This is a genomic window from Streptomyces pseudovenezuelae (genome assembly GCF_029892565.1).
GTDB classification, from domain to species: domain Bacteria; phylum Actinomycetota; class Actinomycetes; order Streptomycetales; family Streptomycetaceae; genus Streptomyces; species Streptomyces pseudovenezuelae_A.
Genome location: NZ_JARXVH010000002.1, coordinates 905,405 through 921,534, shown reverse-complemented (window position 1 = coordinate 921,534; position 16,130 = coordinate 905,405). Strand labels below are relative to the sequence as shown.

General features: G+C 70.6%; 14 protein-coding genes and 1 riboswitch. Of the genes, 8 read left to right on the top strand and 6 right to left on the bottom strand.

The genetic code is table 11. The annotated features are described in order from the left end of the window. Positions 1-75 precede the first annotated feature (75 nt). Positions 76-1,071, top strand: coding sequence for a quinone oxidoreductase family protein (locus tag M2283_RS08835; protein ID WP_280875535.1), 996 nt, complete (start codon positions 76-78; stop codon positions 1,069-1,071). Positions 1,072-1,084: 13 nt separating this feature from the next. Here M2283_RS08835 and M2283_RS08830 read toward each other — a convergent pair whose 3' ends face one another. The 6 genes from M2283_RS08830 to M2283_RS08805 form a co-directional block, all read right to left on the bottom strand. Continuing rightward, complete coding sequence (locus tag M2283_RS08830; protein ID WP_280875583.1) at positions 1,085-1,966, bottom strand: alpha/beta fold hydrolase; 882 nt, start codon at positions 1,964-1,966, stop codon at positions 1,085-1,087. After that, the gene (locus M2283_RS08825) at positions 1,963-3,258 is read right to left on the bottom strand and encodes a hypothetical protein (RefSeq protein ID WP_280875534.1); all 1,296 of its coding nucleotides are present in this window, start codon (positions 3,256-3,258) and stop codon (positions 1,963-1,965) included. Before M2283_RS08825 ends, M2283_RS08830 begins: the two co-directional genes overlap by 4 nt. 90 nt (positions 3,259-3,348) lie before the next feature. After that, complete coding sequence (locus M2283_RS08820; RefSeq protein ID WP_280875533.1) at positions 3,349-3,927, bottom strand: TetR/AcrR family transcriptional regulator; 579 nt, start codon at positions 3,925-3,927, stop codon at positions 3,349-3,351. A gap of 73 nt (positions 3,928-4,000) precedes the next feature. After that, the gene (locus M2283_RS08815) at positions 4,001-5,314 is read right to left on the bottom strand and encodes an NtaA/DmoA family FMN-dependent monooxygenase (protein ID WP_280875532.1); all 1,314 of its coding nucleotides are present in this window, start codon (positions 5,312-5,314) and stop codon (positions 4,001-4,003) included. A 458-nt stretch (positions 5,315-5,772) separates the two neighbouring features. Beyond that, on the bottom strand, positions 5,773-6,213 hold the full coding sequence (locus M2283_RS08810) for a MerR family transcriptional regulator (protein ID WP_280875531.1): 441 nt from the start codon (positions 6,211-6,213) through the stop codon (positions 5,773-5,775). 30 nt (positions 6,214-6,243) lie between these two features. Continuing rightward, positions 6,244-7,263 carry an MDR family NADP-dependent oxidoreductase gene (locus tag M2283_RS08805; RefSeq protein WP_280875530.1) on the bottom strand — a complete coding sequence of 340 codons (1,020 nt, stop codon included), beginning with the start codon at positions 7,261-7,263 and terminating at the stop codon, positions 6,244-6,246. Between the two features lie 171 nt (positions 7,264-7,434). Beyond that, a riboswitch (SAM riboswitch) is annotated at positions 7,435-7,548 on the top strand. 34 nt (positions 7,549-7,582) lie between these two features. On the opposite strand from M2283_RS08805, the gene M2283_RS08800 reads away from it, so the two are divergent. From M2283_RS08800 to M2283_RS08770, 7 genes are all read left to right on the top strand, one after another. After that, positions 7,583-7,705, top strand: coding sequence for a putative leader peptide (locus M2283_RS08800; RefSeq protein WP_280875529.1), 123 nt, complete (start codon positions 7,583-7,585; stop codon positions 7,703-7,705). 236 nt (positions 7,706-7,941) lie between these two features. Continuing rightward, entirely contained in the window at positions 7,942-9,561 is a 1,620-nt protein-coding gene (locus M2283_RS08795; protein ID WP_280875528.1) for an ABC transporter substrate-binding protein, read from the top strand. 3 nt (positions 9,562-9,564) lie between these two features. Continuing rightward, positions 9,565-10,524 carry an ABC transporter permease gene (locus tag M2283_RS08790; protein ID WP_280875527.1) on the top strand — a complete coding sequence of 320 codons (960 nt, stop codon included), beginning with the start codon at positions 9,565-9,567 and terminating at the stop codon, positions 10,522-10,524. Beyond that, positions 10,521-11,447, top strand: a complete 927-nt coding sequence (locus tag M2283_RS08785) for an ABC transporter permease (protein WP_280875526.1) — start codon at positions 10,521-10,523, stop codon at positions 11,445-11,447. The genes M2283_RS08790 and M2283_RS08785 overlap by 4 nt, the downstream gene beginning before the upstream one ends. Continuing rightward, on the top strand, positions 11,429-13,159 hold the full coding sequence (locus M2283_RS08780) for an ABC transporter ATP-binding protein (RefSeq protein WP_280875525.1): 1,731 nt from the start codon (positions 11,429-11,431) through the stop codon (positions 13,157-13,159). Before M2283_RS08785 ends, M2283_RS08780 begins: the two co-directional genes overlap by 19 nt. Beyond that, complete coding sequence (locus M2283_RS08775; protein WP_280875524.1) at positions 13,156-14,169, top strand: LLM class flavin-dependent oxidoreductase; 1,014 nt, start codon at positions 13,156-13,158, stop codon at positions 14,167-14,169. Before M2283_RS08780 ends, M2283_RS08775 begins: the two co-directional genes overlap by 4 nt. Beyond that, on the top strand, positions 14,166-16,118 hold the full coding sequence (locus M2283_RS08770) for an alpha/beta hydrolase domain-containing protein (protein WP_280875523.1): 1,953 nt from the start codon (positions 14,166-14,168) through the stop codon (positions 16,116-16,118). The genes M2283_RS08775 and M2283_RS08770 overlap by 4 nt, the downstream gene beginning before the upstream one ends. The last annotated feature ends 12 nt before the right edge of the window (positions 16,119-16,130 follow it).

The window sequence follows — 16,130 nt, the reverse complement described above, 5'->3', positions numbered from 1 at the left end:
ACCTCACCCCCACCGGTGCGTGCCGCCGAACATGTCCGCACCCGGCAGTCGTCGACGACCACAGAAGGACACGTCATGCGCGCGATCGGATTCGACGAGAACGGCGGGCCCGAGGTCCTGCGTACCGTGGAGGTGCCGATCCCGCGGGCCGGGCCCGGAGAGGTCCTGGTCCGGGTGGCCTACGCGGGAGTGAACTACGCCGAAGTGCAGCACCGCCTGGGCGACTTCGGACCGCCGAGCGCACTCGACATCCCCGGTATGGAGGCCTCCGGTCAGGTCGCCGCGCTCGGCGAGGACGTGAGCGGGCTCGCCGTCGGGGACCCGGTCGCCGTGTACCTGCCCGACGGCGGCGGCTACGCCGAGTACGTGGTCGCGCCGGCCCGCTTCACCTTCCCGCTGCGCACCCTGTCGGGCGAGATCGATCTACGGACCGCCGGCGGGTCCGCACTCGTCCTGCCAACGGCCTACGGCGTCCTCGTCGGAGCGACCCGGCTGCTCCCCGGCGACAGTGTGCTGATCCATGCGGCGGCCGGCGGCGTGGGCTCTGTCGCCGCCCAGATCGCCCGCGCACGCGGCGCGGACACCGTGTACGGCACCGTCGGCAGCGCCGACAAAGCCGAGTACGCCAAGCGTTTCGGATACGACGCGGTCTTCCCGCGGGAGGACTTCCCCGACGCGGTGCGCGACGCGACCGGCGGGCGAGGCGTGGACGTAGTCCTCGACCCCGTGGGCGGCCCCACCCGCCTCGCCAGTCTGGACGTACTGGCCCCCTTCGGCCGTGTCGCCTTCTACGGCGAAGCCGCCCGCCACCCCGACCTCAACCTGCCGCTCCTTCCTCTCTGGAAGAACAACCGTGCGCTGACCGGCTACAACATCGGTGACATCTCCCGGCGTGCTCCCGACCTCCTGCGAGCCCACGCTCTGACAGCCCTGGAACTGGTCGCCTCAGGAAGCGTCCACGTCGACGTCACCGATGTCCTTCCACTGGCCGCCGCCGCCCGGGCGCACGAGCGCATGCAGTCGGGGCTCAACGTGGGGAAGACCCTGCTGGCCGTACGAGGGGAGGAGTGATCGGCCGCGGACGCTACAGACGCCCGGCCAGGAACGGCAGCACCACCTCGGCCACCTCGTCCGGCACCTCTTCGGCGAGGTCGTGGCCGGCGCTGAAGACATGACCGGTGACGTCGTGGGCGAAGTGCCGCATCTGGGCTTCGTTCCGGTCACCGATGAACGCGTCGCCGCCGAGCGCCAGGACCGGGATGTCCAGCTTCTTGCCCGCTGCCTGCCGGTTCTGTTCGGCGTCGACGAGCATCGCGCGGTAGATCGACAGCATCGCGCGGATGCCGCCGGGCATCGAGTAGCAGCGAACGTACTCGTCGACGGCCTCGGGGGTGGCGGTGTCGGGGTGGCTGCGTTCGAACTTCAGCATGTAGGTGATGAGTTCACGTTCGTGCCCGGCGATCAGCATCTCGGGTACGTCCGGCTGGAAGTAGAAACCCAGATGCCACAGGTGCATTCCGCCGGAGACGTTCTCCGGTGTGAGAGCCGTGTGGTCCTCGAAGCCGAATCCCGGGAACAACGCCTCGGCGAACACAAGGGCGTTGACGTGATCGCGGTGCCGGGCGGCGAGTTGGTAGCCGATCACGGCACCCCAGTCCTCGCCCATCACGCTGTAGGACTCATGCCCGAGGCGGTTCATCAGCGCGGCGATGTCGTCGCTCATCGTCGCGGAGTCGTATCCGTCCGCTGGGCGGGCGGAGTCGCCGAGGCCACGGAGGTCGGGCACGACGACCGTGTACCGCGCCGTCAGCCTGGGCACGAGGTGACGCCAGTGGTAGCCGGTCTTGGGTACGCCGTGCAGCAGGACCACTGCCGGGCCGGAGCCGGCGGTGCGGTAGTGCAGGCTCGTGCCGTTGACGGTGGCACGCCCTGTACGGACAGGGTTTCCGTGGTGGTCGAGCATCAGTTCCTCGCGGGGTCGGTGGCGGGCAGGTCGATGACGATGAGGCCCGGTCGGTCGCTGTCGGCGGTTGCCGGACCGGCGTACCGGCCGGTGTGGCGCAGGGCGACGTTCTCCGGGTAGAGGCGACCGAGCAGTGCCAGCGCCACCAGGTCGTCCTGAGCGGTGGCGTCCACGGTGACGTCGCCGGTCTCCGTCCATACCAGTCCGGGTGCGCGCAGTACGTCCCACAGGTCGGCGGTCCGGGCGTCGTAGGCCTTTTCTGCCTCTGGGGTGGGGGCTTGTCGGGCGAAGCGGTGACCGCGCAGGGCCTGGCCGAGGTCGGCGCGAGCGGCGGTGCCGTCGTGGGTCACTTCGATGTGGGCGGTGCGCGTCCCGTCGACGGCCGGCCCGGTGACGATGCGGCCCGTGGCCGGCCGCGGTGTTGCGGTGGCTGGCGGCAGGTCCTCGACGAGCGTGCGGGGTGCGGCGTAGTAGTCCTTCACTTCGGCGACATAGGTGGTGGTCCCATCGGCCGCCTCGGTACCGGAAGCGGGGCGCCAGGTCAGCAGGTACCTGGGGGCGGTGAGGGGCGATCCGTCGATCACGGCGGGCAGGACGGTGCCGCCGCCGTGGTCGAACCCGTAGCCGCCCGGACCCGAGGTGCCGGTGACGACGTGTCGGGCGAAGTCCACGATGCCGGTGTGTCGGATCCGGCGGACCAGGAGTTCGGTGAGGAAGGCGTCGCGGGCCGGCTCGGTGTGCCGTAGCCCGGTCGGGGTGACCAGGAGCGGGACGTCCTGCCAGTTGGTGAAGGGCAGCAGGGCGTCGCGCAGCAGGACCATCTGGTGCAGCCACTCGTTGTAGAGCTGCATCGTGACGGGCCCGCCGCGGCGGCCCATGAGCAGGTCGGTCGCGGGGTGGGTGAGGAGGTGGCCGTAGCAGTGGCTGCGGACGACCAGTGGGCCGGCGGGCAGCGGTATCCGGTGGGTGAGCAGCCGGTCCAGAGCCGCGGTCGCCCATGCGGCGATCTCCCGGCCCACCGCCTCGGCCTGCGGGGCGAGTTCGCGGATCGCCGGGGTGGGGTCCGCGCCACGGGGCAGGGGCAAGGAGGTCTCGCGGGTGCCGAGGCCTAGCGTCGCGTGGATCTGGGCCTGCAGTACCTCGCTGTCGACGCTCTGCAGGGCGTCAACGACCCCTTGCAGCAACGGCTCGGTGCCGGTGAAGAACTGACGGGCGGTCATGACGCCGGACTCCGGGAAAGTGTTCCATCGGGTGCCGCCGAGAGCGGGTGCGGTCGGGGTCTGTGAGGGAGGCATGGAATCTCCGATGTGGTCGAGAACAGCGGCTTTTCTGGATCGTTCGATACGGATTGCGGGCAGGAAAAAATCAGCTGCGGGCATGAGAGATCAGTCGAGGACCGCCAAAGCGACGTCCACGAGGGGTTCGAGGGCGCGGACGTCCTGCGTGATCTTCGCGGAGACCAGCAGCCCGTTGAGGAAGGTGACAAGGAAGGCGGCCAGGGTCCCCGGGTCGCGACCGGTCGAGATCTCGCCCCGTTCCGCCGCCTCGCGCAGCACCTCTGCGAGCGCGTCCTGGCTGGCCTCCTGCATGTCGCGCACCGTGCGCCGGGTCGCCGGGTCCTCCGGCAGGCGTTCACAGGCGGCGTTGACCGCCAGGCAGCCCCGGCCGCCGTGCTCGACCGCGATGCGGACCCGTTCGACGAGCATCGTGCGGATCGCGGAGCGGGCGTCCACCCCCTCGTCGAGGCTCCGCAGGGCGTCCGCCGCGAGAGTGGTGCGGTAGTGCTCCAACGCGGCCCGGTACAGGCCGTCCTTGTCGCCGAACGCCGCGTACAGGGACCCCTGTCCGATCCCGAGGTGCCCGGTCAGGTCGCGCACCGAGGTGGCCTCGTAGCCGCGCGTCCAGAACAGTTCCATCGCGCGGCTCACCGCTGCCTCGGTGTCGAATTCCCGGGTCCTCGCCATGTGCCGACCCTAACCTATCTGGATCGCACGCTCAAGAAAGCGTCGCGGGCCGGACCCCCGATCCGCTCCCGGTTCAGGACCGGACGGTCGGGACGTCGCGAGCGGGCAGTTCGAGGCCGAGGTTCTCGCGCAGCGTGAGGCCGGTGTAGTCGGCGGCGACGATCTTCCGCTTGCGCAGCTCGTACAGGAGACCGTTGACGACGAAGTCGTGCTGTCGCGGGTCGGCGAGACCGCTCAGGGAGATCACGTCCAGCACGCCCGCCCTGAACCGTTCCTCGACCGCGTCGGCGAGTTGCTCGGGGGTGCCCGCTGCGGCCCAGTGCCCGGTGTCCTGGGCCGCGACGATGAGTTCCCGCAGGGTGTAGCCCTGGCGGGCGTAGCCGGTGAAGATGTCCACCCGGCCGCGGCGGCGGTTCACCGACGTGACGTCGGGCAGCAGACTCTCCGGCAGCGTCGAGTCGAGCGGGACCTCGGAGAGGTCGACTCCGCCGCCGAGCATGTCGGCCACCCGGGCCCGGCCGCCTTCGAAGTCGATCGACTCCCGCCTCTCGCGGACGAGTCGCTGTGCCTCCTCCTCGGTGGCGCCGTAGGTGGCGTGGAACGAGCTGAAGATCAGCGGCAGCCCGTCGGCCCTTCCCCCCTGCTCGGCCTGGCCGCGGATCCTCCGGGTGAAGTCCAACGCGTGGTCGAGGGTCGGGAGCGAGGTGAAGACGATCTCGGCATAGCGGGCACCCAGTGCCGTACCCGCTTCGGACTGCCCGGCCTGGATCTGCACCGGGCGCCGCTGCGGCAGCGGCGGAATGTTCAGCGGGCCGGCCACGTCGAAGAACTTCCCGGAGTGGTGGATCGGGTGCACCCGGTCTCGGTGCAGCACCGCCCTGCCGTCCGCACCGACGGTCAACGCACCGGGCTCCCAGCTGTCCCACAACGCGTTGACCACCTCCAACGTCTCGGCGGCGCGCGCGTAGCGCTCCTCGGGGCTGGGCAGGTCGCCGGGGCCGAAGTTCTCCTCGCCGATCGAGGAGGTCACCAGGTTCCAGGCCGCCCGCCCGTTGCTGACATGGTCGAGGGTGCCGAACAGCCGGGCCAGGTTGAACGGGTGGTGGAAGGTCGTGGAGACCGTGGCGATCAGGCCGATCCGCGAGGTCACCTGGCTCAGGGCGGACACGAAGACCAGGGGCTCCTGCGAGCCGATCGCGCCCTGGGCGTCGAAGCTGAGCAGATCGGCGGTGAACAGTGCGTCGATCTTGGCAGCCTCGGCGAGCTGCGCGACCCGGACAGCGGTGTCCAACGTGGACCGGGTCGGATCGACCGCCAGGTCGTAGGTCTCCGACGTACCGCCGGCTCCGGTGACGGTTTTCAACGTCCGGGGCTGCTTGACGCTCATGAGTCGTCCATTCTCGTCTCACCGATGCCGGTGTCGTCGCGGCCGGTGGCGTTGTGGGGTGACGGAGTTCCCCGGGTGCGGGCCAACGCCCGGACGCGCGAGGTCGGAACCGGTCAGGCACGCGTGAGACCCGGGCCTGCCGGGAGAGAGCCGGAGTGACCGGTCAGCGACAGAGCGCGGTGTGGGTCCGGCACAGGTCGACGTGGCGACGCTTCGTGTGGACCGGAAGCAGAACCGCGCTGGAGGCCGGGAGCAGAGCCGCGGTCCGGGCGGGCCTGAGGGGCGATGTCCTCACCGCGGCTCCCCTCGGTCCTGACGTCGGCACCGGACGGTGCCGCGGCGTGCTGGCTGCAGGCGCTCCGGGATCGCGTCCGGCGCCTGTCGGGCATGCGCATGATCTCCCGGCGCCGCACGGGGCTGCAAGCCCGTCCGTGTGCGGACCGTCGGCGACCGCGGTGTCACGAACGGGTCCGGGCACCGCTCATGGGGACGTCGAGGCCGATGAGTTCGGCGACCAGGACACCGAAACGAAGGTCGAGCCGGTCGGCAAGGCGGTCGCGCAGCTCCGTCAACCCGCGGATGCGGGCGTCGAGTTCGGCCAGTCGACGAATGGCCACCTGGGGGACGACGCACGTGTCCGAGTCGGGCCCCGTGCGCACCGGTGGCGCCTTCGGCCGGTCGGGCAGCGCGTCGAGGATGTCGATGAGGCGACGCACATCGCCGATGGTGAGGCCGGAGTCCAACAGCTCGCGGACGGCGTGGAGTCGGCGGACGTCCTCCTCGCCGTACTCCCGCTGCCCCGACGCCGTACGCCGTGCGGTGACCAGGCCACGCTGCTCGTAGTAGCGCAGGGTGCGAGTGGTGACACCCACGGCCGCAGCCGCATCGCCGATGCGCATTCCGTCCTCCAGGGCTCGGGTGGCCGGCGGCTACAACTCCACGACCACCGTGCCGATGTGGTGTCCTTCGAGCAGTTCCATGAGGGCACGGGGTGCCTGGTCGATACCGGACAGGCGAGCGTGCGGGACGGTGACCGAGCCCTCGCGCAGCCAACGGCCGAACGTCTCCTGGTATTCCGCGAGCGCGTCCCGGTGGCGCGCGCCGCTGACGCCGCGGAGCTGGATCCCCCGCAAGATGAGCGAGAACACGTCGATCTCGACGGGCGCCGTGTTCTCGCCCGACACCTGTGCGGAGAGCGCGCCGATCAGCCCCACCCGCGCACCGGGACGGGCCAGGGCCAGCGCGGCCTGCAACTGCTCCCCGCCGACGGTGTCCACGACCGCGTCGATGCCTTCGGGCGCCGCTTTGCGCAACTGGTCCTCGATCGGGCCGGCTCCGCGCAGCACGACCGCGTCGTACCCCAGTGTCTCGATCAGGTAGTCGGCCTTGCGCTGTGAGCTCGTGCTGCCGATGACCCGGCCGGCCCCGCGCAGCCGGGCGAACTGGCCGGCCAGGGTGCCGAGTCCGCCCGCCGCGCCGGATACGAACACCGTGTCTCCCTCGCGTACTTCGGCTCCCCGGACCACGCCGATCCACGCGGACGGCCCCTGCGAAAGGTACGCCACCGGGTCCGGCAGAACCGTCAGGTCGACGGGTTGCACCGCGTCGGCCTCCATTACGGCGTACTCACGGAACCCCGCCCAGTGCGACACCAGATCACCAGGGCGCAGCGTCCCGCCCTCGGGGGCCGTCACGACCTCGCCGACTGCCGGAGCCGACAACGGCCGGCCGACCTCGAACGACGGCATCGGCATCCCCGCGTCTCCCCTCATCAGGGTGCGCAGTGAGGCGGCGACGCTCATCAGGCGGTTGCGTACCAGCACCTGCCCGGGCCCCGGTTGCGGGAGGGGAACCTCCGCCACGACGAAGTGGTCCGAGTCGAGGGCGCGTTCGGGGCGGGAGGCGAGACGGACCTCGCGATGTGTGGCGGGGACGTTCGAGGGAGACATCTACGGGCTCCTGAAGGGTTGTTGACCGCCGCACACCCCGTGCGGCTCCCCCGACGTTAAAAGTTGACGCGCACGTCAAGGTCAAGCCGGGGCGGACCGTCCGGTCGATGCCGCTCGCCTGCCCGCACCTGCCATTGACGTATGACGATGTCGCTCCGTACGATCGCGATCGGCATCGAGTGTCAGCGTCAAGCCCTGGCTTGCTGACCGGCAACCCTCCGACGCGGTGGGGTGCTCCAGGTGAAAGCCCGGCAGGGTCAGCGACGATCTCTGCAAGCGCGAGGCCCCCTGGCCGGGGCCGGAGATATGGAGGACGGTCATGCGACACAGCAGTGACCCGAGTGTCTCCGTCGTCTCCCTGACGGCCGCGACGGTGTTCTCCCGGTTCTCCCGCCGCCACATCGACCTGCAGCGCTTCACCAGCTGTCTGTGTCGCGCCTGACTGCCTGGACCACGTCCGCCTGACGTCCGTCGCGGCCGGTAGGCATGTCCCGCAGCCTCTCGCGGTCCTGTCCATGTCCACAGACATGTGCCGCGGCCGCCGCACCCTCTCCCGTCTGACTCCCCCAACTGCACTGCCCGTCATCGGCGTCGCGCCGACCGGAGCGGCGCGCCCACGCGCGCAGCCGTGATCCGTGGGGCACCACATGCGCAGTGACACGAGTAGGAGCATCCTCCGTGACAGCACATCCGGACATCCGACCCACCCGATGGGCGGCCCTGGCCGCCCTCCTGACCACCAGCGTCCTGCTCACCGCATGCGGATCGGGAGCCGGCGGCTCCGACGGCGGCAGTGGCCGGGCCGCGTCCGGTGGCACCCTGACCTTCGCGGTGGGTTCCGACGCCGGCTGCGTGGATCCGCAGCAGGTGGGCAGCAACGACACCATCTACTCGGTACGACAGGTCGTGGACTCCCTCACCGACCAGGACCCCAAGACCGGCAAGATCGTGCCGTGGCTGGCGAAGAGCTGGGAGGTCAGCTCCGACGCGACCACGTTCACCTTCCACCTCAGATCGGGTGTCACCTTCAGCGACGGGTCCGAGCTGACCGCGCGGGTGGTCAAGGACAACTTCGACGCGGTGCCGAAGCTCGGCGCGCTGGGGACTCTCGCCGAGGGCTATCTGAGCGGCGTCAAGAGCACCACCGTGGTCGACCCGCTCACCGTCAAGGTGACTTTCCAGCAGCCCAACGCCCAGTTCCTGCAGGCCACTTCGACCCACTCGCTGGGCATCGAGTCCTCCGCGAGCGCGAAGAGGACCCCGCAGCAGAAGTGCAGCCAGGGAGTGGTCGGCTCCGGGCCCTTCACGCTGAAGAGCTACGTGCAGAACCAGACGATCACCCTCGCCAGGCGCACGGGTTACGACTGGGGTTCCTCGCTGTGGAGCAAGAAGGGCGAGGCCTATCTGGACAAGCTGGTGTTCAAGGTCGTGCCGGAGGCAGGTGTGCGGGCCGGCAGCCTCCAGTCCGGCCAGGTGAACGCGATCAGCAGTGTCGGCAAGGCCAACGAGGCTGCACTGAAGGGCGGCCAGGTGACCCTGGCGCGACGGGCCAATCCGGGAGCGGTGTTCAACCTGGCGCTGAACAACTCCCGGCCGGTCCTGAAGGACGTCAAGGTGCGGCAGGCGATCCAGTACGCCGTCAACCGGCAGGAGATCGCCGACGCCGTCTTCCCGACCGGCACCCGTCCGGCAACCAGCATCCTGGCGCGCACCACACCGGACTACGAGAACCTGGGCACCGACCTGGCGTTCGACGCGGTCAAGGCCAAGTCCCTGCTGGACGCGGCCGGTTGGAAAACGGGCAGCGACGGCATCCGCGAGAAGGATGGCACCAAGCTGAGCCTGACCGTCAAGTGGTTCGCGAACTCGGCCACGAACCAGCCGGCACTGGAACTGATCCAGCAACAGCTCAAGGCAGTCGGCATCGACATCGTGCTCAAGGAGTTGCAGATCTCCCAGATCGCGTCGGTGCAGCAGAGCGGTGACTTCGACGGACTGTGGGGCAACCTCACCCGGGCCGACCCTGACATCCTGCGCACCCTGTACTCCACCAAGCTGGCCAACGCCTACCGCCTCCCGACGAGCCCGCTGGACACGGCGCTGACCCGGCAGGCGGCCACGACCGACACGGCCAAGCGGAAGGAACTCGCAGGACAGGCACAGCACTTGATCGTGCGGAACGCGTACGTCATACCCGTCGTGGAGCTGCAGACCCAGCTGGGCGTGTCGAAGAAGGTGCACAACCTGGACTTTGACGCCTCCAGCCGGATCCAGCTGCACGACACCTGGGTCGGCTAGCGCATGCGCGGCTATGTGATCAAACGTGTCGCGCAGGCGATCGGCGTGTTGTGGGCGGCGTACACGGTGTCGTTCCTGGTGCTGGACTTCCTGCCGGGTGACCCGGTCTCGGCGATGGCCGGGGCCGGGGCGGACACCGGGCAGGTCGATCCGGCCCAACTCGCCGCGCTGCGCCACCAGTACGGCTTCGACAAGCCCATCCTGGTGCAGTACGCCGACTACCTCGGCAAGGCGGTCCGCGGGGACTTCGGCGACGCGGTCTCCACCGGCCGGCCGGTGACCTCGACGCTGGCCGATGCGCTGCCGCAGACACTGCAGTTGACCGGTGCCGCGCTGCTGCTCGCGGTGCTGCTCGGCGGCGGTCTGGCGGTGCTGGCGACGTACACCTCGCAGCGCTGGCTGCGCCAACTGCTGCTGTCGTTGCCGCCGTTGGGGGTGTCGGTCCCGACGTTCTGGACCGGCCTGCTGCTCGTCGAGACGTTCTCCTTCCGGTTGCACTGGTTCCCGGCCTTCGGCAACGACGGGATACGGGGGCTGGTCCTGCCCGCCGTGACCCTGGCGATCCCGACCGGCGCGCAGGTCGCCCAGGTACTGGCCAAGAGCCTCCTCACGGCACTGGATCAGGCCTATGTGGAGACCGCCCGCGCCAAGGGCGCCGGCCGATGGCGGGTCCATCTGCGACACGCCCTGCGCAACGCGTCGCTGCCCGCTTTGACGGTGGTGGGCCTGCTGGTCGGGCAGTTGATCGCCGGTTCGGTGGTCGTCGAGACGGTGTTCTCGCGCGACGGCCTCGGCCGGGTGACGGCTGCCGCGGTCACGGCCCAGGACATCCCGCTGGTCCAGGGGGTGGTGGTGTTCGGGGCGCTGATCTTCGTGGTGACGAACCTGGTCGTCGACCTCGTGTATCCGCTGCTCGATCCGCGGATCGTGGTGGCCTCGGGCCGGAAGGCGGGATTGGCATGAGCCAGGATCTGATCGACGACGCCACCGGTGCCGCGCTCGGTCTCCCGGCCCGGCCGGTCGAACCGGGGTCCGCCCACGAACCGGGGCGCCACGTCGACCTGCGGCGGGTCCGCCGGTTCCTGGTGCGCCGCCCGGGCCTGCTGCTGTCGGCCCTGATCGTCGTCCTGGTGGTGCTGGCCTCGTTCTGGCCGGAGCTGTTCACCTCGAAGGATCCGCTGAAGGGGGTGCCGTCGGAGAACTTCCGCGGCCCCAGCGGTGCGCACTGGTTCGGCACCGACGAACTGGGACGCGATGTGTTCTCCCGGGTGGTCCACGGCGCCCAGCTCTCCCTGAAGGCAACGCTGATCGCGGTCGCGGTCGCCTTCGTGGTGGGCAGTCTGATCGGTCTGGTCGCCGGGTTCGTCGGACGCTGGGTCGACGACGTGCTGATGCGCTTCGTCGACGTCCTGCTGTCGATCCCGGCGCTGTTCCTGTCCCTGGCCCTGGTCACCGCGCTGGGCTACGGCACGGTGAAGGTGGCGGTCGCGGTCGGGATCGCCAGCGTCGCGAGCTTCGCGCGGGTGACGCGGTCGGAGGTGCTGCGGGTGCGGCAGTCGGTCTTCGTCGAGGCCTCACTCTCGTGCGGGGCCCGCTGGTACTCGGTACTGGGCCGGCACGTCCTGCCCAACGCGGCGGGCCCGGTGATCGTCCTGGCCACTCTCGACTTCGGCTCCTCGATCCTCGCCGTGTCGGCCCTGAGCTTCCTCGGCTACGGCGCCCCGCCCCCGGCGCCGGAGTGGGGCACGCTGATCTCCGACGGCCGCAACTACCTCGCCAACGCCTGGTGGTTGACCGCACTGCCCGGTCTGGCGATCGCCGCGACCGTGCTGGCCACCAACCGCATCGCACGGGCGCTGGACGGCGAATGGTCGCGGCAGCGATGACCGACCGCGTGACGAACGACCCCGGAACGGGTGAGAACTTGACGACAACACCGAGCACCGATGTGAACGGTCAGGGAGCGCTGGAGATACGCGGCCTGTCGGTGTCGTACCGCACCCGCGGCGCCACCGTACGCGCGGTGCGGGACGTCGACCTCGAGGTGCGGCCGGGTGAAGTGACCGCGGTGGTGGGCGAGTCGGGGTCCGGCAAGAGCACCACCGCGCACGCGATCACCCGGCTCCTGGCACCGAACGCCAGTATCGACGGCGGCGCGATCCGCTTCGGGCGGCACGACCTCAGCGCCCTGTCCGAGGCGGAGCTGCGCGCCGTGCGCGGCGCCCAGATCGGCCTGGTCCCCCAGGACCCGTCGGTGTCCCTCAACCCGGTCAAGCGCATCGGCGAACAGGTCGCCGAGGTCCTGCGCATCCACGGTCTCGCGACCCGCCGCTCCGCGCCGTCGGAGGCGATCGGCGTCCTGGACCGGGCGGGCCTGCCCGACGCGGCCACCCGCGCACGGCAGTACCCGCACGAACTCTCCGGCGGCATGCGGCAGCGCGCCCTGATCGCCATCGCCATCGCCGGGAACCCGAAACTGATCATCGCCGACGAGCCGACCAGTGCGCTCGACGTCACCGTGCAGCGCGTCATCCTCGACCATCTCCAGGGCCTCACCGAGGAGTTGGGAACGTCGATCCTGCTGGTGACCCACGACCTCGGCGTCGCCGCCGACCGGGCACAGCGACTGGTCGTCATGTCGCAGGGGCGGGTCGTGGAGGCCGGGCCGACCCGTGACGTCCTCGCCGACCCCCAACACGAGTACACCCAAAGGCTGTTGGCGAGCGCGCCGCGCCTGGCCACCGCCCGGCCGCGTACCCCGGTCGCCGCATCCTCGGCCACCGGGACGACACCGCTGGTCGAAGTCCGCAACGTGGTCAAGGAGTTCCGGCTCCCCCGTGCGGGCGGCGAGTCCCGGACCCTGCGCGCGGTGGACGACGTCAGTTTCACCCTGCACCGCGGCCGGACCCTGGCCCTGGTCGGCGAGTCCGGTTCGGGGAAGTCCACCACGGCCCGGCTGGTGCTGCGCCTGACCGACGCGACCGACGGACACATCCTCTTCGACGGGGAAGACGTCACGACCGCGCGGGGCGCGCAGGCCCGCCAACTGCGTCGCCGGGCCCAGCTCGTCTACCAGAACCCGTACGCCTCCCTCGACCCCCGCTTCTCCATCGGCGAGGTGATCACCGAGCCACTGCGCGCGTTCAAGGTCGGCGACCGCGCCTCCCGCCTCGCCCGCGCCCGCGACCTGCTCGACCGGGTCGCGCTGCCCGCCTCGACGCTGGAGCGCCGTCCGACGGAACTGTCGGGCGGGCAGCGCCAGCGCGTGGCGATCGCCCGTGCCCTCGCGCTCTCCCCGGATCTGGTCGTCTGCGACGAGCCGGTGTCCGCGCTCGACGTCTCCGTCCAGGCCCAAGTCCTGGACCTGCTGGCCGAGTTGCAGGCCGACACGGAAGTGGCGTATCTGTTCATCTCGCACGACCTGGCCGTCGTACGCCAGATCGCGCACCAGGTGGCGGTCATGCGGGCGGGCCGCATCGTGGAAGTGGGCGCGCCCGAAACCCTCTTCTCGCACCCAGGGCACGAGTACACCCGTGAACTGCTCGCGGCGATCCCCGGCCGCCGGGACGACCACGACCTGAGGACGCAGACGGCATGACCCTCACCTCCCTCGCCTTCCTCACCCCGGGCAACTTCGCCGACGACGACCCCTACACCGGCCTGGAGGAGACCCTCCAACTCTTCGAGTACGGCGAGCGGTTGGGCTACGACGGCGCCTGGATCCGGCAACGCCACCTCGAACACGGCGTCGGTTCGGCCGCGGTGTTCCTCGCCGCGGCCGGACAGCGCACCGAGCGCGTCGAGCTGGGGACCGCGGTCATCCCGATCGGCTACGAGAGCCCGTTCCGCCTGGCCGAGGACCTGGCACTGGCCGACGTACTGTCGCGTGGTCGGCTCCAGATCGGCTTCAGCACCGGCATGCCGCACGCCGAAATCCTCGGCGACCTCGTGTACGACGGCGACTGGCGCGCCTTCGACCTGTCCTACGGCAGGGTCGCCCGCGTCGTCGACAACCTGCGCGGCGACTATCTCGGCGGCCCGGACACGGTGATCCAGTCGCCGGGGAACAGTCAGCGGCCTCGCCTGCAACCGCACAACCCCGGTCTGGTGGAGCGTATTTGGTACGGCGGCGGAAGCCTGCGCTCGGCCCGCTGGGCCGGCGAGAACGGCCTCAACCTGCTGTCCGGCAACATCGTCACCGGCGAGGGCACCGATGACTTCACGACGGCCCAGTCGAACCTCCTCACCGCCTACCGACGTCTCCAGTCCGCCGCCCGCGTCGCGGTGGGCCGCGTGATCGTGCCGTTCGACAGCGCCGACCGGGCCACCCGAACCCGCTACCGGGAGTACGCCGCGAGCCGCCACGCCCGCACCCTGGCACCCCAGGGCCCGAAACGGACCCTGTTCGCACCCGACGTGGTCGGCACCGCCGAGCAGATCCTGGACCAACTCGCGGCGGACCCGGTGGTGTCGGCGGTGTCGGAGCTGCGTCTTGAGCTGCCGTACGAGTTCCGGCGGGAGGAGTACGAGCAGATCCTGCACGACGTGCGGCACCTGGTCGCACCCGAACTGGGCTGGCGCCCGACGCAGTTGGAGGCCGCGCGATGAGTTCCGTACGACTGGACGTCCGCACCCGGGAGCCGTTCGCCGACGGGCATCGCTTCGCCGGGGGCGGGGCGTACGAGGTGATCACCGCCACGGCACACTATTCCGTGGACCCCGAGGCATCCGCCCACCGCTCGATCGCCGACCTGGACCTCGCACCGCGCGACAGCGACGGCGCGGTGCGGTTCAGCGGGGACGTCGAGATTCTGCGGCCGGTCGGCGGCGGACGCCGACGGTTGTTCTTCGACTGGGGCAACCGGGGCAACAAGCGGGCCGTGCAGTACTTCTGCGACGCCCCGCACACCAACCGTCCTCAGACGCTCGCCGACGCCGGCAACGGCTATCTGCTGCGGCGCGGGTACACGGTCGTCTTCGGCGCCTGGCAGGGTGATCTGCTGCCCGGCGACGGACGGTTGCTGCTCGACCTGCCCGTGGCGACACGGGGCACGGAGCCCGTGCGCGCCCTGACGACGGCCGAGTTCATCGTGGACGAGCTCACCCGGTCACTCCCGCTCTCCCGCTGGACGAGCACCCGGTCCTCCCCCGTCAGCGAGCGCGGAGTACGTACCGCGCGGCTCACCCGGCGGCGGTACCCGCACAGCGAGCCGGAGGAACTGCCCCAAGAAACCTGGCAGTTCGCCCGGCTCCAGGGCGGCGGGAGCGATCTGCGGGGGAGCTCCGTCGCCGTCGTACCGAGCCGGCACGACCTCCTCATCGACGACGGGTTCCGGCCCGGCTGGATTCACGAACTCACCTACGAGGCCGAGGAACCGCTCGTCCTCGGGCTGGGCCTCGCCGCGGTCCGCGACCTGGTCAGCCATCTGCGCCACGACCCGGCACAGCCGGTCGGCGAGATCAACTACGCCTACGGCTGGGGGCGTTCGCAGACCGGCCGGGCCATCCGTGACTTCATCCACCTCGGCTTCAACGAGGACACCGAAGGACGACCGGTGTTCGACGGACTGCTGCCGCACGTCTCCGGCGCCGGCCGGCTGGTCGCCGAGCGGTTCACCAACCTGACGGTTCCGGGCGGACAGCAGTACGAGGACCACCTCGCCGCGGCCGACGCCTTTCCCTTCGCCTACGCCGAGAGCGTGGACCATCTCACCGGCAGGCGTGACGCGATCATGAAGCGCGCAAGCGATCCCAAGGTGCTGCACACACAGACCTCGACGGAGTACTGGCAGCGCCGGGGCTCCCTGACGCACACCACGACGGACGGCCGGGACCTGGGATTCCCGCCCAACGTGCGCGGCTATCTGTGGTCGTCAAGCCAGCATGTGGCCGATCCGGCAGCGGGGGCGCCCACGAAGGGGATCTGCAACCACCTGGGGAACGTGGTCGCCACCTCCGCGCTGTTCCGCGCCGTCCTGGAAGCGCTCGACGCATGGGTGAGCGAGGGCGTGGAGCCACCGCCGAGCGCGGTGCCCACCGTCGCCGACGGCACTCTGGTGACGATGGAAGAGTGGTCTCGGCAGTTCCCGGCGGTGCCGTCGGCGCTGCGGCCGTACGGGCCCAACGAGCTGTACGCCGTGGACCGTTCGGCCGTGCCGCCGGTCGCCGACACCTCGGGCCGGTACACGGTGCTGGTCCCGGCCGTCGACATCGACGGCAACGAGACGGCGGGCGTACGGGCCCCGATGGTGTCCGTACCGCTCGGCACCTACACCGGCTGGAACACGCGCGCGCCCGGTCAAGGCCACGGCGCACTGCACGAGTTCAGCGGTTCCACGTTCCCGTTCGCCGCCACCGAGGACGAACGCCTGTTCACCGGCGATCCGCGCCCGAGCGTGGCCAGTCGCTACGGTGACGCGGCCGGCTACGTCGCCCGGATCAGGGCCGCGGCCGAGGATCTCGCGACGCGACGGCTGCTGCTCGACGAAGACGTCGAACGCGCGGCACGCGAGGCCACGGACTGGTCCGCGCCCCGCCACGACGTCGAGTTGCCCTGACGACACGTCAGG